This window comes from Erwinia sp. SLM-02, assembly GCF_037450285.1.
Classification (GTDB): Bacteria; Pseudomonadota; Gammaproteobacteria; order Enterobacterales; family Enterobacteriaceae; genus Erwinia.
This window is the reverse complement of record NZ_JAQISN010000001.1, coordinates 483,015-506,907: the sequence shown is the minus strand read 5'-3', so window position 1 is coordinate 506,907 and position 23,893 is coordinate 483,015. Positions and strand designations below refer to the sequence as shown.

Here is a 23,893-nt window from a genome sequence, read left to right as displayed (position 1 = left end):
TACGCTTTTAGCATTGTGTGTGCGGCACTGAAGCCGGGCACGAGAAAGCGGAGGTTCTTTTATGCCACAAGATAAGCAAACCAATCGTCGCGTCCTGCTGGCTTCGCGCCCGCACGGCGCACCGACGGAAAACAACTTCCGTCTGGAAGCCCAGCACGTCCCTGTCCCCCAATCCGGCCAGGTGCTGCTGCGCACCGTGTGGCTTTCACTCGACCCGTACATGCGCGGGCGGATGAGCGATGCACCGTCCTACGTGGCGCCCGTCGGGCTGGGCGAAGTGATGTGCGGCGGCACCGTCTCAGTTGTCGAGCAGTCTGAACATGCCGACTACGCCGTCGGCGACTGGGTAGTCAGCAACAGCGGCTGGCAGGATTTTTCCCTGTCCGATGGCCGGGATCTGTTTAAGCTGAGCGGCCCGGTACTGAAGCACCCTTCCCACGCGCTGGGGATTCTGGGTATGCCCGGCTTTACCGCCTACATGGGGCTGCTGGATATCGGCAACCCGCAGCCCGGTGAAACCGTGGTGGTGGCCGCAGCGACCGGCGCGGTCGGCTCGCTGGTGGGCCAGATTGCCAAACTGAAAGGCTGCCACGTGGTGGGCATTGCCGGCGGTGCAGAAAAATGCCGCTATGCCGAACAGGTGCTGGGCTTCGACCGCTGCCTGGACCATCGCGACGACAACCTGGCGCAGCAGCTCAGCCGCCACTGCGCGGAAGGGATCGACGTCTATTTTGAAAGCGTGGGAGGCAAAGTGTTTAACGCCGTCCTGCCGCTGATGAATACCAAAGGACGCATCCCCGTCTGCGGTCTGATTGCTGATTACAACAGCACCGATCTGCCCGCCGGTCCTGACCGCCTGCCGCTGCTGCAAAGCGCTATCCTGCGTAAGCGTCTGCGCGTGCAGGGCTTTATTATCAATCAGGATTACGGCCACCGCTTCGACGAATTCTTCCGTCAGATGAGCCAGTGGGTGGCGGAAGATCGCCTGACGTTCCGCGAGGATATTGTCGACGGTCTGGATAACGCGCCGGAAACGCTGATTGGACTGCTGGAGGGGAAAAACTTCGGCAAGGTGGTGGTGCGGGTGGCGGGCGATAGGCCAGCGTAATTCGGCAAAGATCTTCATCCCCGTGAGCAATGCAGCAAAGGAGCCCAGGTACAGATATCGAGGCAATGCGGCTTCATCACTCATAAAGATGAAGCCGTGAGCCACGAATACTTCACTGATGAACGCGGCGGCATGTGATACCTTTTCGGCGTTGGCTGCCGAGGCAGCCGGAATAAACGTTGCCGCCGCAGAGCGGCTGAAAATGGCTGACATCCTCACTGACGGGAGAAGGAATGAAACTGTTTAGCAAGAGTTTTAACGATGGCGACAAGCTGCCGGAGCGCCAGGTGCTGAATGCCATGGGTTATCAGGGTGAAAATCTGTCGCCGCATCTGGCGTGGGATGACGTTCCGACCGGAACGAAAAGCTTTGTGGTGACCTGCTACGATCCCGATGCGCCAACCGGCTCCGGCTGGTGGCACTGGGTGGTGGCAAACCTGCCCGCGGATACCCGTGAACTGCCGGAAGGCGCGGGCTCTGGCGTCGCCGCACTGCCGGCCGGTTCGCTGGAAACCCGCACCGACTTCGGCACCGCCGGCTACGGCGGCGCGGCACCGCCAAAAGGTGAACACCACCGCTATATTTTCACCGTTCACGCACTGGACGTGGAAAAGCTGGAGGTGGACGAAAACGCCAGCGCGGCAATGGTTGGCTTTAACGTGCATTTCCACACGCTGGGCAGCGCGGCAATTACCGCCATTTACGCCTGATTTGGGCTTACGGGCTATCGCGCAGGGTTTGATGCTGCGCGATAGCAATATCCCGACGCTGCGCGGTCATGGCTAAAATCTGGCGATCGTCGCGCAAAAAAAAGGCAATCCCCGGATTGCCTTTTTTATTCCCTGTCAGCGGACTGTCAGAGTGCGCTAATGGTAACCCACATTGGTCCCTGGCCTACCGCATAGCGCGCCAGCTCCTGTAACAGACCGTTATCGCCCGCGATTTTGTACACTGCGATATGGTGCGATTTCTGCCCAGCCGCAATCAGATACTGCCCGCTGCTGTCGATGTTAAATCCGCGCGGCTGGGTTTCGGTTGGCTGGTAGCCTTCAATGGTCAGCGTGGCCCCATCATCACTGATGCTGAATACGGTGATAATGCTGGCGGTGCGGTCGCAGCCGTAGAGGAAGCGGCCATCCGGGGTGATGTGAATATCCGCCGCCCAGCGCGTGTCGCTGAAGCCTTCCGGCATCATATCCAGGCTTTGCACTTTCTCAACTTTGTCACCCAGAGCCCAGACGTCCACGCTGCTGTCCAGTTCGTTTACGCAGTAGGCAAACTTCTGGTTCGGATGGAACACCATATGGCGCGGACCGGCACCGGCGGTAGTCTTCACCTCGGCCTGCGCACGCGGGGTCAGTTCACCGTTCTGCGCCAGCTCAAACAGCGCGATACGGTCCTGCTTCAGGGCCGGGACAAACAGCGACTGGTTACCGAGGTCGATATTCGCCGAGTGGCAGCCGTCCAGGCCCTTAATAACCTGAGCAGGTTCGCCAGGCAGGCCGTTATCGCCGATCGGGCTGACGCTGACGCAGGCATCGTTATAGGAACCGACAAAGATAAAGCGCCCTTCGCGGTCGGTGGAAATATGGGTCGGGCTGCCCGGCAGCGATGCGTGCCCCGTTTCTTTCAGTTTGCCTTCACTGTCGATTTTATACGCCAGCACGCGGAAGTCCGGACGTGCGCCCACGTACAGGAACGTTTTGTCCGGGCTGACCACCATCGGCTGAACCTGGCCCGGCGCATCGACAACCTGCAACAGCGTCAGCGCGCCATCCTCATTCAGCTGCCAGACGTGGATCTGCTGGCTCTCAGGACTGGCGGTATAAACAACGTGTTTCATGAATGCTCCTTGTTAAGTCTTCGGGGTCGTAATCGTTGATTGCGCGCGTCGGTTTTGTGGCCGGCGTCACAGGGTGTACACTCTTTTACTCACATTTAGTCACGGAAACGCATATGAGCTATCGCATCATCGCCCTTGATCTGGACGGCACGCTTTTAACGCCGAATAAAACCATTCTCCCCGAGTCGCTGGAAGCGCTGGCTAAAGCGCGCCAGGCCGGGGTAAAAGTGTTGATCGTTACCGGTCGCCATCATGTCGCTATCCATCCTTTTTATCAGGCACTGGCGCTGGATACACCTGCAATCTGCTGCAACGGCACCTATTTGTATGATTACCAGGCGAAAAAAGTCTTACATTCCGATCCGCTGCCGAAAGATCAGGCGCAGCGCGTGATTGAAATGCTCGACGCCGCCGCGATCCACGGACTGCTGTATGTGGATGACGCCATGCTGTATCAGGCCGAAACCGGCCATGTTACCCGCACAATTAACTGGGGGCTGACGCTGCCGGAATCACAGCGCCCGACCTTCCTGCATGTCGACAGCCTGGCCGGTGCGGCGCAGAGCGCGCAGTCGATCTGGAAATTTGCCGTTTCTCACCAGGACACGGCAGAACTGCAGCGCTTCGCGCAGAAGGTTGAGGATGAACTCGGCCTGGCCTGCGAGTGGTCGTGGCACGATCAGGTTGATATTGCCAAAGCCGGTAACAGCAAAGGCAAACGCCTGGCCGAATGGGTGGCCGCAGAGGGTTACCAGATGAGTGACGTGCTGGCCTTTGGCGACAACTACAACGATCTGAGCATGCTGGAAACGGTGGGCCTGGGCGTGGCAATGGGCAACGCCGACGAGGCCATTAAAGCCCGCGCCGGACGCGTTATCGGCACCAACCTCGAACCAGGGATTGCCGAAACCATTTACCGCGAAATTCTGTAATCAGGGCGTGATCGACACGCTTTTGATCTGCGCGTAAAGCGACATATCCGGTTTAATATTCAGTTCATCGCGGGCCCAGGGCGTGATTCGCGCCCAAAGCTCGCTGTCCCCGACCTGCAGCTTCACCTCAACCTGATTATCTATCTCCAACAGTTCCACCACCTGTGCCGGAATAACGTTGCGGATGCTGCTGCCCACCGGCGGTGCCAGCACCAGCGACACGTCCGCCGCGTTAATGCGGATGCGCATCGGGCTATGCAACGGCGCAGCAATGCGGCTGACCCAGATACGTTCCTCGCCCAGCGACAGCGCGGTCATCTCATAGCGGGGATGCTGCTCCAGCACGTGCACGCGCAGTACGCTGCTCTGCTCGGCGCGCGGCAGCCAGGGCCGCATCGCGCTGCTCGCCCAGACGGCCTCCAGCGGGCCGTTCGCGATGACCGACCCTTTATCCAGCACCAGCACGTTTTCGGCCAGGTGCAGCAGCTCATCCAGGCTGTGGCTGACGTACAGAATCGGGATATCGACTTCCTTCGCCAGCTTTTGCAGATAGGGGAGAAGCTCGCGCTTGCGCGGCAGATCGAGAGAAGCCAGCGGCTCATCCATCAGCATGATTTCCGGCGCGGTCAGCAATGCGCGCCCAATAGCCACGCGCTGTTTTTCACCGCCGGAGAGCGACCACGGGAAGCGGGACAGCAGCGGCTCAATACCCAGCAGCTGAACCAGACTGTCGAACTGCGGGCGCATGCTTTTCGCCATGCCGTATTCCAGATTGCCGCGCACCCGGTAGTGCGGGAACAGACGCGCGTCCTGAAAAACATAGCCCACGCGGCGTTTCTCCGGCGGCAGCCACAGACCTTTTGCGGTATCGCTCAGCACCCGGCCGTTCAGCACGATGCGCCCCTGCTGTGGTACGGTCAGCCCGCCGATGGCGTTAATCAGCGAGGTTTTCCCCGCGCCGGAGACGCCAAACACCGCGGTAATACCGCGCCCCGGCAGGCTGGTCTGTACCCTGAGCAGGCAGTCGCCCAGCTGCTGGCTGAAATCAAGTTCTAACATTAAAGACCTAAACGCTTACGACCCCAGCGGGTCAGCCATTCGGAAAGTAGCAGAGAAAGCAACGCCAGCACGATGGCGATAACGCACAGGCGCGCGGCGGCACCCTCTGCACCCGGTGTTTCAATCAGCGTGTACATCGCCGACGGCAGCGTGCGCGTTTCACCCGGGATATTGGAAACAAAGGTGATGGTGGCACCAAATTCGCCCAGCGAGCGGGCAAATGCCAGCACCGTGCCGACAATAATGCCCGGCAGGGTCAGCGGCAGCGTGATGGTCAGAAACACCCGCCAGCGCCCGGCCCCCAGCGTGCGTGCGGCCTGCTCCAGACGCGTGTCGACCGCTTCCAGCGCCAGGCGGATAGCGCGCACCATCAGCGGGAAAGCGATGACCGCCGAGGCCAGCGCCGCACCGCGCCAGCTGAAGGCAAAGCTGAAGCCAAACCAGTCGTAGAGGTATTCACCAATCACCCCGCGCCGCCCGAAGCCCAGCAGCAGCAAATAGCCCACCACCACCGGCGGCAGCACCAGCGGCAGATGGATAACGCTGTCGAGCAGCGTTTTACCAGGAAACTGACGGCGCACCAGTAGCCACGCCATCAGGATACCGAACGGCAGGCTACAGACTACCGCCACCACCGAAACTTTCAGGCTGAGCGCCACCGCCTGCCATTCGGGATCGCTGAGGAACATCATGACTTAGGCGCGAATCCATACTGTTTGAAAATCGCCGCCGCCTGCGGTCCTTTCAGGTAGTCGTAGAAGGCGCTGACGTTGGCATTTTTGTGATCTTTCACGATGGCGACCGGATATTCAACCGGCTTGTGGCTGTCTTCGGGGAAGGTGCCGACCACGACGACTTTCTTACTGGCAACCGCATCCGAACCGTAGACGATGCCGTACGGGGTTTCATCCCGCTCGACCAGCGCCAGAGCAGCACGCACGCTGTTACTGCGGGCCATCACCGGGGACAGCTGATCCCAGGCACCCAGTTTCTCCAGCGCTTCTTTGGCATAAATACCGGCCGGTACGTGGTCCGGATCGCCCACCGCCAGGCGCTGGCCGTTCAGCAGGCTTTTCCAGTCGGTGGTTTTGCTGATATCCACCTTCTGCGCGTTGGCAGAGGCCGGAGCCACCAGCACCAGATCGTTACCCAGCAGTGTAAAACGGCTGGATTCATCGATGGTTTTCTTCTCAGCGGCATAGTCCATCCACTGCTGATCGGCAGAGATAAACAGATCGGCCGGTGCGCCCTGCTCAATCTGGCGAGCCAGCGTTGAAGAGGAAGCAAACGAGGAAACGATTTTCACGTCTTTCCCCTTCTCATACTGGCTGGCGATATCCTGCAGGGCGTTGGTCAGCGACGCCGCAGCGAAAACGGTAATGTTATCCGCTGCAACCGCGTGGCCACTGATGCTCAGGGTGACGACCGCCGCGGTCAGCCAGGTGTTCATTTTTACAGACATGCACTTCTCCAGAGAGGTTCGTTATGTATCGAGTAATATAACGACAGAGACACCGAACGTCACAGAAATATTGCCGAACAGAGGGCGAACATTATCAGAGGTCAATTTCAGGAAAGTGAACAGGGGTAAAACTAACGCCCGGTGCGGGCCGGGCGTGAGGGGGACAATCAGTTACTGGTGGTCTTTAACCGGGCGGTCACGATGCCCAATTTTAGAAATAATGTTGAAGACTTCACCCAATCCGTAAATCAGGCCAAGTATAATCGCCATCACCACGGGGACCATCAGAATCGCAACGGCCAGGCCTTTCAGTAATTCCAGCATGGAAGCCTCATTTCGCTGAATAAAAAAACCATTGTAACGGCAGTGCACAGGATTGCACTGACCTTTTGTGCCTTCGTGCTGAATTTATTCCCCACGCATCCGCTGCCCCTGCTGCTACAATCCGCCCATAACATGATGAACACGGGAGAGCGCAATGCAGGCCGAAATTGCCCTGATTTTAAAATTACAGCAGCGGCTGTTTGCCGATCCGCGTCGCATTGAACTGCTGCGCCAGGTGAAAGAGAGCGGCTCGATAAGCCAGGGTGCAAAGCTGGCGGGGATCAGCTACAAAAGCGCCTGGGATGCGATTAATGAGATGAATCAGCTGGCCGACAGGACGCTGGTCGAGCGTGCCACCGGCGGTAAAGGCGGGGGTGGCGCTATCGTTACGCCCTATGGCGAACGCCTCATCCAGCTGTATGTGCTGCTGGAGCAGATCCAGCAGAAGGCGTTTGATGTGCTCCAGGACGATGCGCCGTTAGGCAGCCTGCTGGGCGCAATCGCCCGTTTCTCGCTGCAAACCAGCGCGCGTAATCAGCTGTATGGCACCGTCGTCAGCCGCGATAATTTGCCGGTTCAGCAGCATGTCACGGTGCAGCTGGCCGACGGTATAACGCAGATTCGGGTTGCGCTCACGGAGCAAAGCGCCAATCGCCTGCAGTTGAGCGCAGGCAAAGAGGTGCTGGTATTGATTAAAGCGCCCTGGGTGGGCATTACCCAGCAGGAGGTCAGTGCGGATAATCAGCTGGCGGGCCACGTCAGCCAGATCGAGCAGGGTGAAACCCGCAGCGAAGTGCTGGTCACGCTCGGCAGCGGCGAAACGCTGTGTGCCACCGTCGAAAATCAGCTTATCGCCCAGCAAAAACTGCAGCCGGGCTCGGCCGTGACAGCATATTTTAATGCCGATCGGGTCATCATCGCGACGCTGCTCTGAATCAACGGGCGGGATTTGACATTGTGCGGCGGGAAGCCCCTAATAACCGTGCGATGCATAAAATGGAATGAATAATGTCAATGTTGCAAATTACGCAAGGCATATTTCGCCTGAGCGATACCCGAACTCTGAACCTGAACGATCTGATTCTGCGCGCCGGTGAAAGCTGGGCGTTCGTCGGGGCCAACGGCAGCGGTAAGTCGTCGCTGGCCCGCGCCCTTTCCGGTGAGCTGCAGCCCTCAAAAGGCCAGGCGATTAGCGAATTCAGGCACCCCGTGCGCCTGTCGCTGGAGCAGCTGCAGAAGCTGGTTGCCGACGAATGGCAGCGTAATAACACCGACCTGCTCAGCCCCGGCGAAGAAGATACCGGACGCACGGCCGCTGAAATTATTCAGGATGAAGTGCGCGACCCGGCGCGCTGCCAGCAGCTGGCGGAGAAGTTTGGCATAACCTACCTGCTCGATCGCCGCTTTAAATACCTTTCTACCGGTGAAACCCGTAAAACCCTGCTGTGCCAGGCGCTGATGGCGCAACCCGATCTGCTGATCCTTGACGAACCCTTCGACGGGTTGGATGTGGCCTCCCGCACCAATCTCGCCAGCGTACTGGGGGAACTGCAGCGGCCTGATTTCACCCTGGTGCTGGTCTTAAATCGTTTTGATGATATTCCCGACTTCATTCAGCAGGTGGGCGTGCTGGCTGAGTGCCATCTCAGCCATACCGGCCCGCGCGAAGCGATCCTTGCCGAGGCGCTGGTCGCCCAGCTGGCACACAGTGAAAAGCTGGACGGCATGACGCTGCCGGAAGCCGACGACGCGGAGGCTATTCCGCAGCTGGCCGCCGATGCGCCGCTGATCGTACTGCGCGATGGCGTAGTCTCCTATGACGATCGCCCTATCCTGAATCATCTCGACTGGCAGGTCGATCGCCATCAGCACTGGCAGATCGTTGGCCCGAACGGCGCCGGTAAATCGACGCTGCTCAGCCTGATCACCGGCGATCATCCGCAGGGCTACAGCAACGATTTGACGCTGTTTGGCCGCCGCCGGGGCAGCGGGGAAACCATCTGGGATATCAAGCAGCATATCGGCTATGTCAGCAGCAGCCTGCACCTCGATTACCGGGTCAGCAGCAGCGTACGCAATGTGATTATCTCCGGCTATTTTGACTCGATTGGCATTTACCAGGCGGTCTCCGATCGTCAGCAGGCGCTGGCGAAACAGTGGCTGCGCCTGCTGGGGATGGAACATCAGGGCGATACGCCGTTCCACGATCTCTCCTGGGGACAGCAGCGGCTGGTGCTGATTGCCCGTGCGCTGGTCAAACACCCGGCGCTGCTGATCCTCGATGAGCCGCTGCAGGGGCTGGATCCGATTAACCGCCTGCTGGTGCGCCGCTTTGTTGATGTGCTGATTGGCGAAGGCCGCACTCAGCTGCTGTTCGTCTCTCATCATGCTGAAGACGCCCCGCGGTGCATTACCCATCGCCTGAGCTTTATTGCTGACGGCGACGGCTATCGCTATCTGCAGGAAACGCTGTAGTTCCTGTGTGGGGCGGGTTCATTGGTGGATCCGCCCCGCCTGCCCCTCGCGCCTTCAGTCCAACTCATCCCAGCGCCATTGCCTGAATACCCGGTGACACCCTTCCTCCCCGTTTAAGCAGGAAAGCCCTGAACTGCTGGTCAATCGTAGTTCTGCTTATTCACCCTTTGACCGTTCTGTGCCGGTCTGCGGATACCCGCATGGCGTTTAAAACCACGTAGTGTAATCGCTACCACTTTTTTACTACCGAAAGCTGTCAAAAACTCAACCACCCTTTACCCTCAGCGACCTTAACGTTTTTAAAGTTTGTGTAAACGATTCCATTTTTTCCATTTCGATCACGCTTTCTGCACTCCGACTGTGCTATTTTTTTATCAGATCTGACGCAGACAGAAGGTTATCAGGACTTAACATGCAAAAATTCAATCCGGTGGATCATCCACATCGTCGTTACAATCCGCTGTCCGACCAGTGGATTCTGGTTTCCCCGCATCGCGCTAAAAGACCGTGGCAGGGCGCGCAGGAAACGCCCTCGCAGGAGAAGCTGCCTGCACACGATCCCGACTGTTTTCTCTGCCCGGGCAATACCCGCGTAACCGGCGATAAAAACCCCGATTACACCAGCACCTACGTCTTTACTAACGACTTTGCGGCGCTGATGACCGATACGCCGGATGCCCCGGAAAGCGATGACCTGCTGATGCGCTGTGAAAGCGCGCGCGGCACCAGCCGGGTGATCTGTTTTTCCCCCGATCACAGCAAAACCCTGCCGGAACTGACGCTGGACGGTCTGGTTCAGGTAGTGAAAACCTGGCAGGAGCAAACCGCCGAGCTGGGTCAAAGCTATCCCTGGGTGCAGGTTTTTGAGAATAAAGGCGCGGCGATGGGCTGCTCCAACCCGCATCCGCATGGACAGGTGTGGGCTAACAGCTTTCTGCCCAATGAAGCGAAACGCGAGGACGATCTGCAGCGCGCCTGGTATGCCAAAAACGGCTCGCCGATGCTGGTTGATTACTGCGCCCGCGAACGGCAGGACGGCAGCCGCACGGTAGTAGAAACCGAGCACTGGCTGGCCGTAGTGCCGTGGTGGGCCGCATGGCCGTTTGAAACCCTGCTGCTGCCGAAAGCCAGCGTGAAACGCCTGACCGACCTCAGCGACGCCCAGCGCGACGACCTGGCGCTGGCGCTGAAGAAACTGACCAGCCGCTACGACAACCTGTTCCAGTGCTCCTTCCCCTATTCGATGGGCTGGCACGGCGCGCCGTTTAATGGTGACGACAACGAGCACTGGCAGCTGCACGCACACTTCTATCCCCCGCTGCTGCGTTCAGCAACGGTGCGCAAATTTATGGTCGGCTACGAAATGCTGGCTGAAACTCAACGTGATTTAACGCCGGAACAGGCAGCCGAACGTCTGCGTGCCGTCAGCGATATCCATTTCCGTGAAACCGGAGCATAACCATGACTTTAAAGACCACGACCCAGCAGATTTTTAACGACGCTTTTGGCTACGCGGCAACCGAGACGATCCAGGCGCCCGGCCGGGTGAATCTGATTGGCGAGCACACCGACTATAACGACGGTTTCGTGCTGCCCTGCGCGATTGATTATCAGACGGTAATCAGCTGTGCGAAACGCGACGACCGTCAGGTACGGGTTGTTGCGGCCGATTACGACAGCCAGCAGGATATTTTCTCCCTGGACCAGCCGATTGTTTCCCACCCGGAATACATGTGGGCCAACTACGTGCGCGGCGTGGTGAAGCATTTACAACAGCGCCAGCCCGATTTCGGCGGCGCGGATCTGGTGATTAGCGGCAACGTGCCGCAGGGTGCGGGCTTAAGCTCTTCTGCCTCCCTGGAAGTGGCGGTGGGCACCGTTTTTAATCACCTTTACGGACTGGCGCTGGACGGCGCGGCCATTGCGGTCAACGGCCAGGAGGCGGAGAACCAGTTTGTTGGCTGTAACTGCGGCATTATGGATCAGCTGATTTCAGCCCTGGGCGAGAAGGATCACGCCATGCTGCTGGACTGCCGTACGCTTGGCACCCGCCCGGTTCCGATGCCGGAAGACATTGCCGTGGTGATTATCAACTCTAACTTCCGCCGCAGCCTGGTCGGCAGCGAATACAATACCCGCCGCCAGCAGTGTGAAGAGGGAGCGGCGTTCTTCGGCCAGTCTTCCCTGCGTGACGTGACGCTGGCACAGTTCACCGCTCGCCAGAACGAGCTGGATCCGCTGGTGGCAAAACGCGTCCGCCACGTGCTGACGGAAAATGCCCGCACGCTGGAAGCCGCCGATGCCCTGGCGAACGGCGATCTGACCCGCATGGCGGTGCTGATGGCGGAATCTCACGCCTCAATGCGCGATGACTTTGAAATCACCGTGCCGGCAATCGATCAGCTGGTCGATATTGTTAAAGCCGCGCTGGGCGAGAGCGGTGGCGTGCGTATGACCGGCGGCGGCTTCGGCGGCTGCGTGGTGGCGCTGATGCCGCAGGATCGCGTAGCGAGCGTGAAGGCGGCCGTGGCGGAGCAGTACGAGGCGCAGTCCGGCATTAAAGAGACGTTTTACGTCTGCAAAGCATCAGAAGGAGCCGGTCCATGCTAAAACCCGATTCTCACGCCCCGGACGGACAGCCGTGGCGCATCACCACCCTGCGCAACGGCAACGGCATGGTGGCCACATTTATGGACTGGGGCGCAACGTGGCTTTCCGCTCGCGTTCCGATGCGCGACGGCAGCGTGCGCGAAGCGCTGCTGGGCTGCGCTACGCCTTCCGACTACCTTCATCAGTCTGCCTACCTCGGCGCGACGGTGGGCCGCTATGCCAACCGTATCGCCCATTCGCGGCTGATGCTGAACGGCGAGACGATCGAACTGAGTGCCAATCAGGGCAGTCATCAGCTGCACGGCGGTCCTGAAGGCTTCAGCCATCGTCGCTGGCAGATCGTCTGCCAGAGTGAAAGCGAGGTGGAATATCGCCTTGATTCGCCCGACGGCGATCAGGGTTTCCCCGGCGAGCTGATCGTCTCACTGCGCTATCATCTGGACGATGACAATACGCTGTCAATCAGCTACCAGGCGACGGTGGATAAGCCCTGCCCGGTAAATCTGACCAATCACGCCTATTTCAATCTGGATGCGGAACACGGGGATGCACGCCAGCATCGCCTGCGGCTGAATGCCGATTACTATCTGCCGGTGGACGGTGAAGGTATCCCTTCTGCCCCATTAAAAGCGGTAGAAGGCAACGGTTTCGATTTCCGTCAGCCGAAAAGCATCGTGCAGGATTTCCTGAAAGATGCCGATCAGCAGAAGGTGAAAGGCTACGACCACGCTTACCTGCTAAATGACTCGCCGGAACCGGCCGCCGAGCTGTGGTCTGCGGACGGTCAGCTCCAGCTTAAGGTATTTACTACGGCGCCGGCTTTGCAGCTTTACAGCGGGAATTACCTTGAGGGCACCCCGGCCCGCGAACAGGGGGTCTATAATGCTTTCCAGGGCATTGCGCTGGAGAGTGAGTTCCTGCCCGACTCGCCTAATCACCCTGAATGGCCGCAGCCGGACTGTTGGCTTGCGCCAGGTGAATCGTATCAGTCGGTCACGCGTTACCAGTTGATTGCAGTTTGATAAAGCGCATGAAAATCGCGCAACGCATGCGAGACGGGCTTACGCGCTGCGCAGATTTCAGCTATGGTAATGCACATTAAAATTGTCGCGCGCAGGCTCCGGCAGTTTACCGATTCCCATTATCATAGAAACGTAAAGTTATTAAGGAGTTAAGCTATGGCTGTAACTAAGCTGGTTCTGGTGCGTCACGGCGAAAGCCAGTGGAACAACGAAAACCGCTTTACCGGTTGGTACGACGTTGATCTGTCTGATAAAGGCCGCACCGAAGCTAAAGCAGCGGGTCAACTGCTGAAAAAAGAAGGCTTCACCTTCGATTTTGCTTACACCTCCGTGCTGAAACGTGCCATCCACACGCTGTGGAACATTCTGGACGAAGTGGATCAGGTTTGGCTGCCGGTTGAGAAATCATGGCGTCTGAACGAGCGTCACTACGGTGCGCTGCAGGGCCTGGATAAAGCGGAAACCGCGAACAAATACGGTGACGAGCAGGTTAAGCAGTGGCGTCGTGGTTTTGCGGTGACTCCACCGGAACTGGATCGTGCCGATGAGCGTTTCCCTGGCCACGACCCGCGCTATGCGTCACTGACCGCAGAGCAGCTGCCAACCACCGAGAGCCTGGCGCTGACTATCGATCGCGTTCTGCCTTACTGGAACGAATCTATTCTGCCACGCATGAAAAGCGGCGAGAAAGTGATCATTGCTGCTCACGGTAACTCCCTGCGCGCGCTGGTGAAATACCTGGACAACATGAGCGAAGAAGAGATTCTGGAACTGAACATCCCAACCGGCGTGCCGTTGGTGTATGAGTTCGATGAAAACTTCAAGCCGATTAAGCACTACTATCTGGGTGATGCTGACGAGATCGCAGCGAAAGCAGCGGCCGTAGCAAACCAGGGTAAAGCGAAGTAATTTTCTGCCGAGAGGTAGAGATTCGCTAAGTTAATTAAGCCGCCGTCGTTGAGATGGCGGTTTTTTTTGCCTGCGATTTGGGGACAGGGCCGGGTCGGGACGGCGATTCTGTCGCTGATGAAACCGTGTAGGATTCCCAGCCTCTGCCGGGGCTTCCGGCCGGTCCTCGCGCCACGCGCTGCGTGATGCCTTCGCTTTCAGCATCCGGCCGGTCGGACCGCCGAAGACGTGTCATCCCTGACCCGACTTCGCCTGACACCGACGTCCTGTCGGTGTCTCCTGGCCAGCTGCTTCCGCCTCAGCGCTGCGGATTGCCCGGGATCCCCGGCAGAGGCTGTGCACCTTCAGAGCATTGTTATCGCTGCCAGGGAAGCCATTTAAAATGTTATCCGACCTGAAGAAAACTCCAGAGTCACAGCGCGGACGGGTTGCTGCCCCGACGGGCAATCCACAGCGCTGAGCGGAGAAAGGAAGCCAGGATTTGGCCGCATGGACGCGGCCGAAAAGCACAGCCGGGGCAGGACGCCCCGTCTGTGCTGGTCCGCGAGGCTGACGAACGGAGTGAGGGTACCGCAAAGCGGCGCGAGGACCGCCGAAGCGGGCAGCGACCCGTCTGCTCAGGCACTATGGGTCGCAACTTCAGAGCCAACTGGTGATATCGTTAGTTCAGGCCTGTTGCAGTAGCAAATGCAAACCTGCTCAGGCACCACCGCCCACCGCTAATCGGACATTACCCGCGGCGCGCTTTCACCGCCGTCGCCAGCTGGCGCAGCACGGTTTCAGTATCTTCCCAGCCAATGCAGCCGTCGGTCACGCTTTTACCGTAAACCAGCGGTTCACCGCTCTCCAGGCTCTGGTTACCCTCAACCAGATGGCTCTCAATCATCACACCCATGATCGCCCGCTCGCCCGAAGCAATCTGCTCCGCCACATCCGTTGAAACATCCAGCTGCTTTTTAAACTGCTTGCTGCTGTTCGCATGGCTGAAATCAACCATCACCTGCGCCGGCAGGCCGGCTTTCTCAAGACCGCTCTTCACCGCACTGACGTGATGTGCGCTGTAGTTTGGCTCTTTGCCGCCGCGCAAAATAATGTGGCAATCCTGATTGCCGCTGGTTTCCACAATCGCGGAATGACCGTGCTTGGTCACCGACAGGAAACAGTGCGGCGCACCGGCGGCACCAATCGCATCAATGGCGACTTTAATCGTGCCGTCTGTACCGTTTTTGAAACCAACCGGGCAGGAAAGGCCGGAAGAAAGCTCACGGTGTACCTGAGACTCCGTGGTACGCGCGCCAATGGCACCCCAGCTCATCAGATCGCCAACGTACTGCGGGGTGATCATATCGAGAAACTCACCGGCTGCGGGCAGGCCGCTGTCGTTGATATCCACCAGCAGCTTACGTGCAATACGCAGTCCATCGTTGATCTGGTAGCTGCCGTCCATATGGGGATCGTTAATCAGCCCCTTCCAGCCGACCGTGGTACGCGGCTTTTCAAAATAGACGCGCATCACCACTTCCAGCGAATCGCTAAGCTCTTCACGCAGCTTGAGCAGGCGTCCGGCATACTCTTTTGCCGCGGTGACATCGTGAATAGAACACGGACCGATCACCACCAGCAGGCGATCGTCCTGCTGCTGCAGGATCTGATGAATGGCCTGGCGGGCGCGGAATACTGTGTCAGCAGCCTTATCCGTGGCAGGGAATTTTTCAAACAGAGCAACAGGAGGTAATAATTCTTTTATCTCTTTGATTCTTAAGTCATCGTTCTGATAATTCATAATAGTTCCAGGTTAATTCATTGCCGAAGTGCACACCAGGCGCATCTGCTCCAATCTATCGTGAGTCTCCGGCGCTGTAAATCGCCTTTCCCTGAAGATTTTGCGGGTAAATTTGATTTTCTACTTCGCTTTACTACAATTTTAAATGTAAATATCTGGAAAAATGGAATTGGCACCATTAATGATTGCCAGTAGTTATCTTTATGGAGCTTTATTTCTCAACAGGATAATTTCTTTTCAAACCGTTTAGCAGGTTTGGTTAATACTCAGAACTCAATGGAGCACAATGATGAATAAGTTCGCCATTATCTTCCTCACAGCAGCAATGTCCCTGGGTAGTGCAACGGCAATGGCCGCAGATACCAGCAGCAACAACGGTGCAGCTAACGCAGCCGCAGATGCCGGGGCTAAAGCACCGGATGCGAAACAGAATCTTCAGCCTAACAACGTTGATAACAGTAAAATCAATACCGGCGATTCCAGCGCTACGCATCAGGATATGAATGCCGAAGAAGTTCATAAAAATTCACAGTGTAAAGACGGTAAATGCCCGGATATCAGTAAAAAAGTGGGTGACGATGCCAACCATAAAACGGATGGCACCACGCAGTAACAATATGTTGTCACTGTGATACCGGGGTCGGTTATCGACCCCGGTGTTCCCTTTCCCACGGCGGCTGCCTGCAGCGCGTTGATGACCCTGTCGTCAGAACGATGAGTACAGACAGCAGAATACAAATGTTGCACCGAATCCATTAATATAGTGGATTAAACGTCTGTTCACTCAACCGGATACCTATGGCACACAGTCATTCTGCTGCGGATGGAAACCGATCCCGCCTGTTGGCGGCCTTCCTGGTTACTGCAATCTACATGGTCGCTGAAGTCGTCGGCGGCCTTCTTTCAGGCTCACTGGCGCTGCTGGCAGATGCCGGACACATGCTCACCGATGCTGCCGCGCTGCTGGTTGCGCTAATGGCCATTCAGTTCGCCCAACGTCGCCCGAATAAACGCCATTCATTTGGTTTGCTGCGCTTAACGACGCTGGCCGCGTTCGTGAATGCTATTGCCCTGCTGGTGATTACCGTGCTGATTGTCTGGGAAGCGATTCAGCGCTTCACCCATCCTCAGCCCATTGCGGGCGGTATGATGTTGGTGATTGCCGTTGGCGGCCTGCTGGCTAACATCCTCTCTTTCTGGCTGCTGCATCGCGGCAGCAGTGAAAAAAATCTCAATGTGCGTGCGGCGGCTTTGCATGTGCTGGGGGATCTGCTGGGCTCGGTTGGCGCTATCGCCGCGGCGGTGATCGTTATGTTCACCGGCTGGACGCCGATTGACCCTATCCTTTCGGTCCTGGTTTCAATGCTGGTGCTGCGCAGCGGCTGGATGCTGATTAAAGAGAGTACCCATGAACTGCTGGAAGGTGCGCCGCAGCATATAGATGTCGACAAGCTACAGCGATCGCTGACGCTGAACATTCCTGAAGTGCGTAATGTGCATCATGTTCATCTCTGGCAGGTGGGGGAAAAACCGGTGATTACGCTGCATGTGCAGGTGATACCGCCCCGCGATCATGACGCGCTTTTGCAGCGTATTCATCGCTATCTGCATGAAGACTATCAGATTGAGCATGCGACCGTTCAGATGGAGTATCAGCGCTGCGACAGCGATGATTGTGATGAGCACTGGATTCAGGGCGAAAACCACAGCCAGCACGGCCATAATCACTAGTGGCTATTGTCACTGCGGCAGGCGGTATTTATCGCCCGCCTGCCGCGCCGTGGTAACGGTTAAGCGCGCTGGCGCGCGCTTTTAATCCACAGCCACGAACCGTTCAGGGCGATTACCGTCAGGATGACATATTCCAGCGCCATCGCATAAACCCCCTGTCGGGCAAAAATCATCACGCTGATGATGTTGATCACCACCCATAACAGCCAGTTCTCAACGTATTTCCGCGTCATCAGGATCATCGCCGCAATCGACAGCACCATCATGCACGAATCCCAGAAGGGGAAGGCATCCGGCTGTAGCTCAGGCATCACCACGTTCAGTCCCATTCCCTGCATCAGCGAAACCGACGTTCGCGTCAGGAAGGCAAAGACCGGGTCGATGTACACCGTCATCAGCCCAATCGCCACCACGCAGACCACTGCACAGATCAGCGCCTTAGGCAGCGGCATCCAGCGGATCCTCAGCACCTGCTGATTATCACTGGTCTGGCGGCTCCAGGCATACCAGCCGTAAATATTGGCAACGAAGAAAAACAGCTGAAGCAGCAGGCTGGCATACAGTTGGATCTGGAAAAAGATCGCGGCGAAGAGCGTAACGTTAAGCAGGCCAAACGCGTAGTTGACGATCTTTTCCAGGCTTGCCAGCCAGATGCACAGCAGACCGGCCAGGGTACCAATAGCCTCGATCCACGAGAGATCGTAACCGCCGCTGCCGAGAGGAATATGAACCAGAATATTTGAGGTACTGAAGAAATCCATATAGCCACCTTATCCTGAAGAGCACGGCTCAGGCGTTACCCTTAACCTTAAGTTTGAGTTGTGCAGCAAAGGTTAGCATACGATTCAGCGGGATCAATGCGCCCTGACGCAGCGCCTCGTCAACGTGTATCTCGTGGGCACTGCCCCCCTGCTCCAGTCCGTCGGCAATCGCTTTAAGGCCGTTCATCGCCATCCACGGGCAGTGCGCGCAGCTGCGGCAGGTTGCGCCCTCGCCTGCCGTTGGTGCTTCCAGCAGCTCCTTATCCGGGCAGGCCTGCTGCATTTTGTAAAAGATGCCGCGATCGGTGGCGACGATCATTTTTTTATGCGGCATGGTCTGCGCGGCCTGAATCAGCTGGCTGGTCGATCCCACCGCATCGGCCAGGTCGACGATCGCCTGCGGCGACTCGGGATGGACCAGCACGGCCGCTTCCGGGTAGAGCGCCTTCATTTGCTGCAGCGCCTGAGTTTTGAATTCGTCGTGAACGATACAGGCCCCCTGCCAGCACAGCACATCAGCCCCGCTTTTACGCGTCACGTACTGTCCCAGATGGCGGTCGGGTGCCCAGATGATTTTTTCTCCCAGGCTGTCGAGATGTTCGATCAGCTCAACGGCAATGCTGGAGGTGACGACCCAGTCAGCACGGGCCTTAACCGCCGCGGAGGTATTAGCATAAACCACCACGGTCCGGTCCGGATGCGCGTCGCAGAACCGGCTGAACTCGTCGATGGGGCAGCCGAGATCCAGCGAGCACTCGGCCTGCAGCGTGGGCATCAGAATGGTTTTTTCCGGACTGAGGATTTTGGCGGTTTCACCCATAAAACGCACGCCGGCCACCAGCAGCGTGGAGGCCGGGTGCTGGCTGCCGAAACGCGCCATTTCCAGCGAGTCTGAGATACACCCACCGGTTTCTTCTGCCAGTGACTGAATTTCCGGGTCGGTGTAGTAGTGGGCAACCATGACCGCATCCCGCTCTTTGAGCAGGCGTTTAATCTTCGCACGGTAAAACTGCTTTTCATCGTCGGACAGTTTTGCCGGTTTAGGCGGAAACGGATAGATGGCGTCTTCGGGATTAAACATCAGGCTCATAGTGCAACTCTCGTTTTTTCAACTTAACCGAAACGGCCCTGGAACCGCGTCCGGCGCCAACTCTTCGGCTGGTTTGTTTTATATGCTAAACACGATAGCTGAAATATAGAGCAATGTCGCTGAGTTTTTCATTTTCACCCCAGGATGTGATGCCGATCGTTAAAGCGCCTCTTCCGGCCACAGCTGACCGCCTCCCTCAATGCGCAGCAGAAAGGCTTTGGTCTGCAGACCGCCGGCAAAACCGGTCAGTTTACCATTGGTGCCAATGACCCGATGGCAGGGGGCAATGATAGAAAGCGGGTTACGTCCGTTAGCGGCGCCGACCGCGCGTACCGCCGTTGGATTACCAATCTGACGCGCGATGTCGCCATAGCTACGGGTCTCGCCATAGGGGATGCTGACCAGCGCCGCCCAGACCTGTTTCTGGAACTCCGTCCCCACAAACTCCAGGGGCAGGTCAAATTTCCGCCGCTTGCCCGAAAAGTATTCCCACAGCTGGCGTTCCGCTTCCAGCAGGATGGGGTTATCGGGCTGTTCAACCTGCGGCAGAAAGCGTACGCGTTTAGGATCGTCATTTTCCCACAGTACGGCAACCAGACCGCGTTCAGAGGCGACCAGCTTAAGCTCGCCAACCGGCGACTGCATCATTTTGAAGTCGTAATTCATTTGTTGCTTCCTCCTTGTCTCAGTTCTCGAGTGATTATCCGCTTTTTGCACCGTGGCACTAGCCGTTTTCGGACACCGGCATAAAATAGTGTGATGTCCGAATATGGCCAGTCAGGTGCCAGCTCACGCGCTAATCTGACCCGACCACCGACTACCAGGAGCCGCTCATGATCGATCGGGACTCAGCTTACCTCGCCCTCACTTCTCGCGATTCGCGTTTTGATGGGGTATTTTTTGTTGGCGTTACGTCGACGGGGATTTACTGCCGCCCGATCTGCCCGGTGAAAGCCCCCCGTGCAGCCAACTGCCTCTTTTTTGCGAATGCTGAAGCGGCGGAAAAATCAGGCTTTCGTCCCTGCCTGCGCTGCCGTCCTGAGCTGGCGCCCGGTAACGCGCCGGTTGACCATGGCCAGCAGGTGGCTGAGCGTCTGATGCAGCAGATCGATGAAGGGCTTATTGAGCAGGTGGAAAGCCTTGAAGAGATCGCAGCCCGTTTCGACCTCAGCCTGCGGCAGCTGCGTCGTATTGTGCAGAAAGAGCTGGGGGTCTCTCCTCAGGAGCTTCGTCAGACCCGACGCCTGCTGCTGGCAAAACAGCTGCTCAGCGAAACTCGCCTGCCGGTGACGGAAATTGCCTTTGCCAGCGGTTTCTCCAGCCTGCGGCGCTTTAATGACGCCTTCAGCACGCAGTACCGCATGCCGCCCAGCCGGCTGAGAAAAGAGGGGGCGGAAAAAGAAAGCGAGATGAACACCAGCGATACTTCCGTGCTTCAGCTCGGTTATCGACCGCCGTATGACTGGCAGGCGATGCTGGATTTTCTGCGTGTTCGTGCCCTGCAGGGGGTGGAATATGTGGATACGGAAAGCTACAGCCGCACGGTCAGACTGGGGCAACACTGCGGTTGGATCCAGGTTCGCCAGAAAGCGGCGAAGAACATGCTGCAGGTGGAGTTCAGCCATTCCCTCACTCCCGTGCTGCCTGCCCTGCTCCGCCGCCTGAGAAACCTGTTCGATCTGAGCGCGCGGCCGGATTTGATAGCCGCGCATCTGGGGCAGGATCCGCTACTGCAGCCTTCTTTACAGACTTATCCGGGCCTGCGTGTACCCGGGGCGTTCGACGGGTTCGAGATGGCCGTGCGCGCGATCCTCGGCCAGCAGATTACCGTTAAAGCGGCGGCAACGCTGGGTGGGCGCTTTTCTACTGCATTCGGCGACCCCTTTGACTGCCCGTTGCCGCAGCTCACTCATTTGTCGCCGCTGGCGGAGAGGGTTGCCCGGTGCAGTATCGATGATATTGCCAGCCTCGGGATCGTCAGCGCCCGTACCCGCTGCATTCTGGCGCTGGCAGAAGCCTGCTCGCAGGGCACACTGCTGTTGGATGCGATAAGTCAGCCCGACAAAACGGTCACCCAGCTGCTGTCACTGCCGGGAATTGGTGACTGGACCGCGCAGTATCTGGCGATGCGTGCGCTACGCTGGCCTGACGCGTTTCCTGCGGGCGATATCGTTGTACGTAATAACCTGGGGAGGATTGATGCAAAAGAGGCGGAGAAACGCTCTCAGGCTTGGCGTCCGTGGCGGAGCTACGCGGTGATGCATATCTGGAAGAGCCTGGGCTAATCAGGTTCGAACCCTGCCCGAATCGCAGACAGCAAAAAGGCGCCTTTAGGGCGCCTTCTTAACACTGGTGGGTCGTGCAGGATGACTCGGCTTCGCCTCGCCCTCCGGGCCGTTGCCGTGGGCAACGTTGTCTCACTGCGTTCGACCCGATCCTGCTGCAGGTTCGAACCCTGCCCGAATCGCAGACAGCAAAAAGGCGCCTTTAGGGCGCCTTCTTAACACTGGTGGGTCGTGCAGGATTCGAACCTGCGACCAATTGATTAAAAGTCAACTGCTCTACCAACTGAGCTAACGACCCGATATGGTGGGTGATGACGGGCTCGAACCGCCGACCCCCTCCGTGTAAAGGAGATGCTCTACCAACTGAGCTAATCACCCATATCAGAACTGCTGTACTTCTCTTGCGCTGCGACTTACATCGCTCATCACTTTAAGTATTATCCTAAGTGATGGTGGGTCGTGCAGGATGACTTCGCCCTTCGGGCCGTCGCTAATCGCAACGTTGTCTCGCTTTCGCTCGACTCGAACCTTTACGGTTCTCATCCTTCACGGTTTACACCGTACATCACATTAAGTGATGGTGGGTCGTGCAGGATTCGAACCTGCGACCAATTGATTAAAAGTCAACTGCTCTACCAACTGAGCTAACGACCCGATATGGTGGGTGATGACGGGCTCGAACCGCCGACCCCCTCCGTGTAAAGGAGATGCTCTACCAACTGAGCTAATCACCCATATCAGAACTGCTGTACTTCTCTTGCGCTGCGACTTACATCGCTCATCACTTTAAGTATTACCCTAAATGATGGTGGGTCGTGCAGGATTCGAACCTGCGACCAATTGATTAAAAGTCAACTGCTCTACCAACTGAGCTAACGACCCTACGCTCGGTAAATCTTTACTGCTTTAAAGTGGTGGGTCGTGCAGGATTCGAACCTGCGACCAATTGATTAAAAGTCAACTGCTCTACCAACTGAGCTAACGACCCACTTTTGTGCTGCTGGACGCTATTAACATATCCCCCGGCAACGGCGGCATATATTACTGATTTGAATTTCCAGCGCAACCACTATTTCAACACATTACGTTCAACTGCTTAGCTTTCACGCGTTAAGACCAGAATTCAGGCGTATTCTGGTCAAATCGCACCAGTTAAAGAGCGGCTGAACGCTTTTGCGCCTGCTTTGCTGCTTCACTGTTTGGATAAAGTTTTATGACCTGCTGGTAAACGGCTTTCGCTTTTGCTTTATCGCCCTTCTCCTGCATGATCACCCCAACCTTAAACAGCGCGTCGGCGCTTTTGGGTGATTTAGGGTAATTTTTAACAACGGTGGCGAAATAATAGGCCGCGTCGTCTTTTTTGCCTTTGTTATAATTCAACTGCCCAAGCCAGTAGTTGGCATTAGGCTGATAGGTTGAATCCGGATACTTTTTTACAAAGGCCTGAAACGCTGCGATAGCCTGATCGTACTGTTTCTTTTCCAGTACCAGCGCAACCGCCGCATTGTAGTCGGTATTCGCATCACCGCTCTGCGTCGGCGCGGCCGCTGGTGCCGCCGCCGTATCGCCTGCCGTAGCGCCAGATGCCGCTGCCGCTCCGGCTGCTGCATCTCCCGCACCGCTGGCCTGCGCACCGGCATTCGCACCGCCGCTGCTCAGACTGTCGATCTGCTGAAGGATACCTTTCTGCCGTTCAACAACCTGGTTCAGCTGATAGCTGTTTTCCTGGATCTGACCGCGCAGAGAATCAATATCATTTTGCGTATCGGAAAGCTGCTGCTGAAGCTGCTGGAGGAGTTGTGCCTGAGCATTAGAAATACGCTCAAGGGTAGTGACGCGGTCTTCGACCGAGCCTGAGCCAACGCTACTGATTGTTGCCTGGGCATTAGCGGCCCAGGGGGCCGCTATGCCAATCAGTAACGACAGACTCAATAGTTGAGTTCTGAAGCTACTAATCATGTGAGTCTCTTAGTAAACCAGTACGGCACGACGGTTTTTAGCATAGGCTGCTTCGTCGTGGCCCAGTACAGCTGGCTTCTCTTTACCGTAAGAAACGATAGAGATCTGGTCAGCAGAAACGCCTTTACCCTGCAGGTACATCTTAACTGCGTTAGCACGACGCTCGCCCAGTGCGATGTTGTATTCAGGAGTACCGCGCTCATCCGCGTGGCCTTCTACAGTCACTTTGTAAGACGGGTTGCTACGCAGGAAGTTAGCGTGCGCATCCAGCATCTGAGCGAATTCAGACTGGATGTCATATTTGTCCAGACCGAAGTAAACGATGTTGTTCTGCTGCAGCTGCTGCATCTGCAGACGCGCCTGCTCGTCAGAAGACATGTTGCCGCCGTTGTTGTAGCCGCTGTTAGAACCGTCCTGACCTGCATTGGTCTGGTCGTTGTTGTTGTTCTTGTGAGAGCTACAAGCCGCTACCGCGATTACTGGCAGTGCCAGCATTAAGCCTTTCAGCACTTTGTTCAGTTGCATTTTTGATTCCTAATT

General features: G+C 57.2%; 23 protein-coding genes, 6 tRNA genes and 2 other RNA genes. 12 read left to right on the top strand and 19 right to left on the bottom strand.

The window, feature by feature from the left end:
* Nucleotides 1–61 precede the first annotated feature (61 nt).
* On the top strand, nucleotides 62–1,108 hold the full coding sequence (locus PGH32_RS02530) for an NADP-dependent oxidoreductase (protein ID WP_337893094.1): 1,047 nt from the start codon (nucleotides 62–64) through the stop codon (nucleotides 1,106–1,108).
* A gap of 233 nt (nucleotides 1,109–1,341) precedes the next feature.
* Nucleotides 1,342–1,818, top strand: a complete 477-nt coding sequence (locus tag PGH32_RS02525; protein ID WP_314427332.1) for a kinase inhibitor — start codon at nucleotides 1,342–1,344, stop codon at nucleotides 1,816–1,818.
* A gap of 146 nt (nucleotides 1,819–1,964) precedes the next feature.
* Here the strand turns inward: PGH32_RS02525 and pgl are convergent, their stop codons facing one another.
* The gene (gene pgl / locus PGH32_RS02520; RefSeq protein ID WP_337893093.1) at nucleotides 1,965–2,951 is read right to left on the bottom strand and encodes a 6-phosphogluconolactonase; all 987 of its coding nucleotides are present in this window, start codon (nucleotides 2,949–2,951) and stop codon (nucleotides 1,965–1,967) included.
* A gap of 113 nt (nucleotides 2,952–3,064) precedes the next feature.
* Between pgl and PGH32_RS02515 the strand changes: the two genes are divergently transcribed.
* Entirely contained in the window at nucleotides 3,065–3,883 is an 819-nt protein-coding gene (locus PGH32_RS02515) for a pyridoxal phosphatase (protein ID WP_123332202.1), read from the top strand.
* On the opposite strand, the gene modC is transcribed toward PGH32_RS02515, so the two are convergent.
* The 4 genes from modC to PGH32_RS02495 all read right to left on the bottom strand — a co-directional run bounded on the left by modC (nucleotide 3,884) and on the right by PGH32_RS02495 (nucleotide 6,728).
* Complete coding sequence (gene modC, locus PGH32_RS02510) at nucleotides 3,884–4,942, bottom strand: molybdenum ABC transporter ATP-binding protein ModC (protein ID WP_314427325.1); 1,059 nt, start codon at nucleotides 4,940–4,942, stop codon at nucleotides 3,884–3,886.
* Nucleotides 4,942–5,631: a molybdate ABC transporter permease subunit gene (gene modB, locus PGH32_RS02505; RefSeq protein WP_337894252.1), complete on the bottom strand. Its 690-nt coding sequence runs from the start codon at nucleotides 5,629–5,631 to the stop codon at nucleotides 4,942–4,944. The genes modC and modB overlap by 1 nt, the downstream gene beginning before the upstream one ends.
* Nucleotides 5,631–6,404 carry a molybdate ABC transporter substrate-binding protein gene (gene modA / locus PGH32_RS02500; protein WP_314427323.1) on the bottom strand — a complete coding sequence of 258 codons (774 nt, stop codon included), beginning with the start codon at nucleotides 6,402–6,404 and terminating at the stop codon, nucleotides 5,631–5,633. Before modA ends, modB begins: the two co-directional genes overlap by 1 nt.
* 171 nt (nucleotides 6,405–6,575) lie before the next feature.
* Nucleotides 6,576–6,728, bottom strand: a complete 153-nt coding sequence (locus PGH32_RS02495; protein ID WP_314427321.1) for an AcrZ family multidrug efflux pump-associated protein — start codon at nucleotides 6,726–6,728, stop codon at nucleotides 6,576–6,578.
* Between the two features lie 154 nt (nucleotides 6,729–6,882).
* Between PGH32_RS02495 and modE the strand changes: the two genes are divergently transcribed.
* The 6 genes from modE to gpmA all read left to right on the top strand — a co-directional run bounded on the left by modE (nucleotide 6,883) and on the right by gpmA (nucleotide 13,744).
* Entirely contained in the window at nucleotides 6,883–7,662 is a 780-nt protein-coding gene (modE, locus tag PGH32_RS02490) for a molybdenum-dependent transcriptional regulator (RefSeq protein WP_337893092.1), read from the top strand.
* A gap of 74 nt (nucleotides 7,663–7,736) precedes the next feature.
* Complete coding sequence (gene modF / locus PGH32_RS02485; protein WP_337893091.1) at nucleotides 7,737–9,203, top strand: molybdate ABC transporter ATP-binding protein ModF; 1,467 nt, start codon at nucleotides 7,737–7,739, stop codon at nucleotides 9,201–9,203.
* Nucleotides 9,204–9,615: 412 nt separating this feature from the next.
* Entirely contained in the window at nucleotides 9,616–10,662 is a 1,047-nt protein-coding gene (gene galT / locus PGH32_RS02480; protein ID WP_337893090.1) for a galactose-1-phosphate uridylyltransferase, read from the top strand.
* Between the two features lie 2 nt (nucleotides 10,663–10,664).
* Nucleotides 10,665–11,813 carry a galactokinase gene (gene galK, locus PGH32_RS02475; protein ID WP_337893089.1) on the top strand — a complete coding sequence of 383 codons (1,149 nt, stop codon included), beginning with the start codon at nucleotides 10,665–10,667 and terminating at the stop codon, nucleotides 11,811–11,813.
* The gene (gene galM / locus PGH32_RS02470) at nucleotides 11,807–12,835 is read left to right on the top strand and encodes a galactose-1-epimerase (RefSeq protein WP_337893088.1); all 1,029 of its coding nucleotides are present in this window, start codon (nucleotides 11,807–11,809) and stop codon (nucleotides 12,833–12,835) included. Before galK ends, galM begins: the two co-directional genes overlap by 7 nt.
* A gap of 156 nt (nucleotides 12,836–12,991) precedes the next feature.
* A complete protein-coding gene (gene gpmA / locus PGH32_RS02465; RefSeq protein WP_012441996.1) occupies nucleotides 12,992–13,744 on the top strand; it encodes a 2,3-diphosphoglycerate-dependent phosphoglycerate mutase in 753 nt (250 codons plus the stop codon).
* A gap of 730 nt (nucleotides 13,745–14,474) precedes the next feature.
* On the opposite strand, the gene aroG is transcribed toward gpmA, so the two are convergent.
* Nucleotides 14,475–15,527 carry a 3-deoxy-7-phosphoheptulonate synthase AroG gene (gene aroG / locus PGH32_RS02460; RefSeq protein ID WP_337893087.1) on the bottom strand — a complete coding sequence of 351 codons (1,053 nt, stop codon included), beginning with the start codon at nucleotides 15,525–15,527 and terminating at the stop codon, nucleotides 14,475–14,477.
* 286 nt (nucleotides 15,528–15,813) lie between these two features.
* Between aroG and PGH32_RS02455 the strand changes: the two genes are divergently transcribed.
* Nucleotides 15,814–16,140, top strand: a complete 327-nt coding sequence (locus PGH32_RS02455; protein ID WP_199735099.1) for a YbgS-like family protein — start codon at nucleotides 15,814–15,816, stop codon at nucleotides 16,138–16,140.
* A gap of 185 nt (nucleotides 16,141–16,325) precedes the next feature.
* Complete coding sequence (zitB, locus tag PGH32_RS02450) at nucleotides 16,326–17,258, top strand: CDF family zinc transporter ZitB (protein WP_337893086.1); 933 nt, start codon at nucleotides 16,326–16,328, stop codon at nucleotides 17,256–17,258.
* A gap of 59 nt (nucleotides 17,259–17,317) precedes the next feature.
* Here zitB and pnuC read toward each other — a convergent pair whose 3' ends face one another.
* The 3 genes from pnuC to PGH32_RS02435 all read right to left on the bottom strand — a co-directional run bounded on the left by pnuC (nucleotide 17,318) and on the right by PGH32_RS02435 (nucleotide 19,775).
* The gene (gene pnuC, locus PGH32_RS02445) at nucleotides 17,318–18,019 is read right to left on the bottom strand and encodes a nicotinamide riboside transporter PnuC (protein ID WP_337893085.1); all 702 of its coding nucleotides are present in this window, start codon (nucleotides 18,017–18,019) and stop codon (nucleotides 17,318–17,320) included.
* Nucleotides 18,020–18,047: 28 nt separating this feature from the next.
* Nucleotides 18,048–19,109 (bottom strand): quinolinate synthase NadA, encoded by a 1,062-nt coding sequence (gene nadA / locus PGH32_RS02440; RefSeq protein ID WP_314427294.1) that lies wholly within the window; start codon nucleotides 19,107–19,109, stop codon nucleotides 18,048–18,050.
* A 159-nt stretch (nucleotides 19,110–19,268) separates the two neighbouring features.
* Nucleotides 19,269–19,775, bottom strand: coding sequence for a methylated-DNA--[protein]-cysteine S-methyltransferase (locus tag PGH32_RS02435; RefSeq protein WP_314427292.1), 507 nt, complete (start codon nucleotides 19,773–19,775; stop codon nucleotides 19,269–19,271).
* A gap of 167 nt (nucleotides 19,776–19,942) precedes the next feature.
* On the opposite strand from PGH32_RS02435, the gene PGH32_RS02430 reads away from it, so the two are divergent.
* Nucleotides 19,943–21,394 (top strand): AlkA N-terminal domain-containing protein, encoded by a 1,452-nt coding sequence (locus PGH32_RS02430; protein ID WP_337893084.1) that lies wholly within the window; start codon nucleotides 19,943–19,945, stop codon nucleotides 21,392–21,394.
* A gap of 65 nt (nucleotides 21,395–21,459) precedes the next feature.
* Here the strand turns inward: PGH32_RS02430 and PGH32_RS02425 are convergent.
* From PGH32_RS02425 to pal, 10 genes are all read right to left on the bottom strand, one after another.
* Nucleotides 21,460–21,584, bottom strand: a non-coding RNA gene (locus PGH32_RS02425) — RtT sRNA.
* Between the two features lie 32 nt (nucleotides 21,585–21,616).
* Nucleotides 21,617–21,692, bottom strand: a tRNA-Lys gene (locus tag PGH32_RS02420).
* Between the two features lie 4 nt (nucleotides 21,693–21,696).
* Nucleotides 21,697–21,772, bottom strand: a tRNA-Val gene (locus tag PGH32_RS02415).
* Between the two features lie 72 nt (nucleotides 21,773–21,844).
* Nucleotides 21,845–21,958: non-coding RNA, RtT sRNA (locus tag PGH32_RS02410), on the bottom strand.
* 14 nt (nucleotides 21,959–21,972) lie between these two features.
* Nucleotides 21,973–22,048 (bottom strand) — tRNA-Lys (locus tag PGH32_RS02405).
* A 4-nt stretch (nucleotides 22,049–22,052) separates the two neighbouring features.
* Nucleotides 22,053–22,128: transfer RNA gene (locus tag PGH32_RS02400), tRNA-Val, on the bottom strand.
* A 72-nt stretch (nucleotides 22,129–22,200) separates the two neighbouring features.
* Nucleotides 22,201–22,276: transfer RNA gene (locus tag PGH32_RS02395), tRNA-Lys, on the bottom strand.
* Nucleotides 22,277–22,306: 30 nt separating this feature from the next.
* Nucleotides 22,307–22,382, bottom strand: a tRNA-Lys gene (locus PGH32_RS02390).
* Nucleotides 22,383–22,546: 164 nt separating this feature from the next.
* Nucleotides 22,547–23,353 carry a cell division protein CpoB gene (gene cpoB, locus PGH32_RS02385; protein WP_337893083.1) on the bottom strand — a complete coding sequence of 269 codons (807 nt, stop codon included), beginning with the start codon at nucleotides 23,351–23,353 and terminating at the stop codon, nucleotides 22,547–22,549.
* A gap of 9 nt (nucleotides 23,354–23,362) precedes the next feature.
* Nucleotides 23,363–23,878, bottom strand: coding sequence for a peptidoglycan-associated lipoprotein Pal (gene pal / locus PGH32_RS02380; RefSeq protein WP_123336515.1), 516 nt, complete (start codon nucleotides 23,876–23,878; stop codon nucleotides 23,363–23,365).
* Nucleotides 23,879–23,893 lie beyond the last annotated feature (15 nt).

Excerpts from the sequence above, each read along its gene's own strand:
- PGH32_RS02530 (WP_337893094.1), top strand. The coding sequence starts at position 62 with ATGCCACAAGATAAGCAAACCAATCGTCGCGTCCTGCTGGCTTCGCGC.
- PGH32_RS02525 (WP_314427332.1), top strand. The coding sequence starts at position 1,342 with ATGAAACTGTTTAGCAAGAGTTTTAACGATGGCGACAAGCTGCCGGAG.
- pgl (WP_337893093.1), bottom strand. The coding sequence starts at position 2,951 with ATGAAACACGTTGTTTATACCGCCAGTCCTGAGAGCCAGCAGATCCAC.
- PGH32_RS02515 (WP_123332202.1), top strand. The coding sequence starts at position 3,065 with ATGAGCTATCGCATCATCGCCCTTGATCTGGACGGCACGCTTTTAACG.
- modC (WP_314427325.1), bottom strand. The coding sequence starts at position 4,942 with ATGTTAGAACTTGATTTCAGCCAGCAGCTGGGCGACTGCCTGCTCAGG.
- modB (WP_337894252.1), bottom strand. The coding sequence starts at position 5,631 with ATGTTCCTCAGCGATCCCGAATGGCAGGCGGTGGCGCTCAGCCTGAAA.
- modA (WP_314427323.1), bottom strand. The coding sequence starts at position 6,404 with ATGTCTGTAAAAATGAACACCTGGCTGACCGCGGCGGTCGTCACCCTG.
- PGH32_RS02495 (WP_314427321.1), bottom strand. The coding sequence starts at position 6,728 with ATGCTGGAATTACTGAAAGGCCTGGCCGTTGCGATTCTGATGGTCCCC.
- modE (WP_337893092.1), top strand. The coding sequence starts at position 6,883 with ATGCAGGCCGAAATTGCCCTGATTTTAAAATTACAGCAGCGGCTGTTT.
- modF (WP_337893091.1), top strand. The coding sequence starts at position 7,737 with ATGTCAATGTTGCAAATTACGCAAGGCATATTTCGCCTGAGCGATACC.
- galT (WP_337893090.1), top strand. The coding sequence starts at position 9,616 with ATGCAAAAATTCAATCCGGTGGATCATCCACATCGTCGTTACAATCCG.
- galK (WP_337893089.1), top strand. The coding sequence starts at position 10,665 with ATGACTTTAAAGACCACGACCCAGCAGATTTTTAACGACGCTTTTGGC.
- galM (WP_337893088.1), top strand. The coding sequence starts at position 11,807 with ATGCTAAAACCCGATTCTCACGCCCCGGACGGACAGCCGTGGCGCATC.
- gpmA (WP_012441996.1), top strand. The coding sequence starts at position 12,992 with ATGGCTGTAACTAAGCTGGTTCTGGTGCGTCACGGCGAAAGCCAGTGG.
- aroG (WP_337893087.1), bottom strand. The coding sequence starts at position 15,527 with ATGAATTATCAGAACGATGACTTAAGAATCAAAGAGATAAAAGAATTA.
- PGH32_RS02455 (WP_199735099.1), top strand. The coding sequence starts at position 15,814 with ATGATGAATAAGTTCGCCATTATCTTCCTCACAGCAGCAATGTCCCTG.
- zitB (WP_337893086.1), top strand. The coding sequence starts at position 16,326 with ATGGCACACAGTCATTCTGCTGCGGATGGAAACCGATCCCGCCTGTTG.
- pnuC (WP_337893085.1), bottom strand. The coding sequence starts at position 18,019 with ATGGATTTCTTCAGTACCTCAAATATTCTGGTTCATATTCCTCTCGGC.
- nadA (WP_314427294.1), bottom strand. The coding sequence starts at position 19,109 with ATGAGCCTGATGTTTAATCCCGAAGACGCCATCTATCCGTTTCCGCCT.
- PGH32_RS02435 (WP_314427292.1), bottom strand. The coding sequence starts at position 19,775 with ATGAATTACGACTTCAAAATGATGCAGTCGCCGGTTGGCGAGCTTAAG.
- PGH32_RS02430 (WP_337893084.1), top strand. The coding sequence starts at position 19,943 with ATGATCGATCGGGACTCAGCTTACCTCGCCCTCACTTCTCGCGATTCG.
- cpoB (WP_337893083.1), bottom strand. The coding sequence starts at position 23,353 with ATGATTAGTAGCTTCAGAACTCAACTATTGAGTCTGTCGTTACTGATT.
- pal (WP_123336515.1), bottom strand. The coding sequence starts at position 23,878 with ATGCAACTGAACAAAGTGCTGAAAGGCTTAATGCTGGCACTGCCAGTA.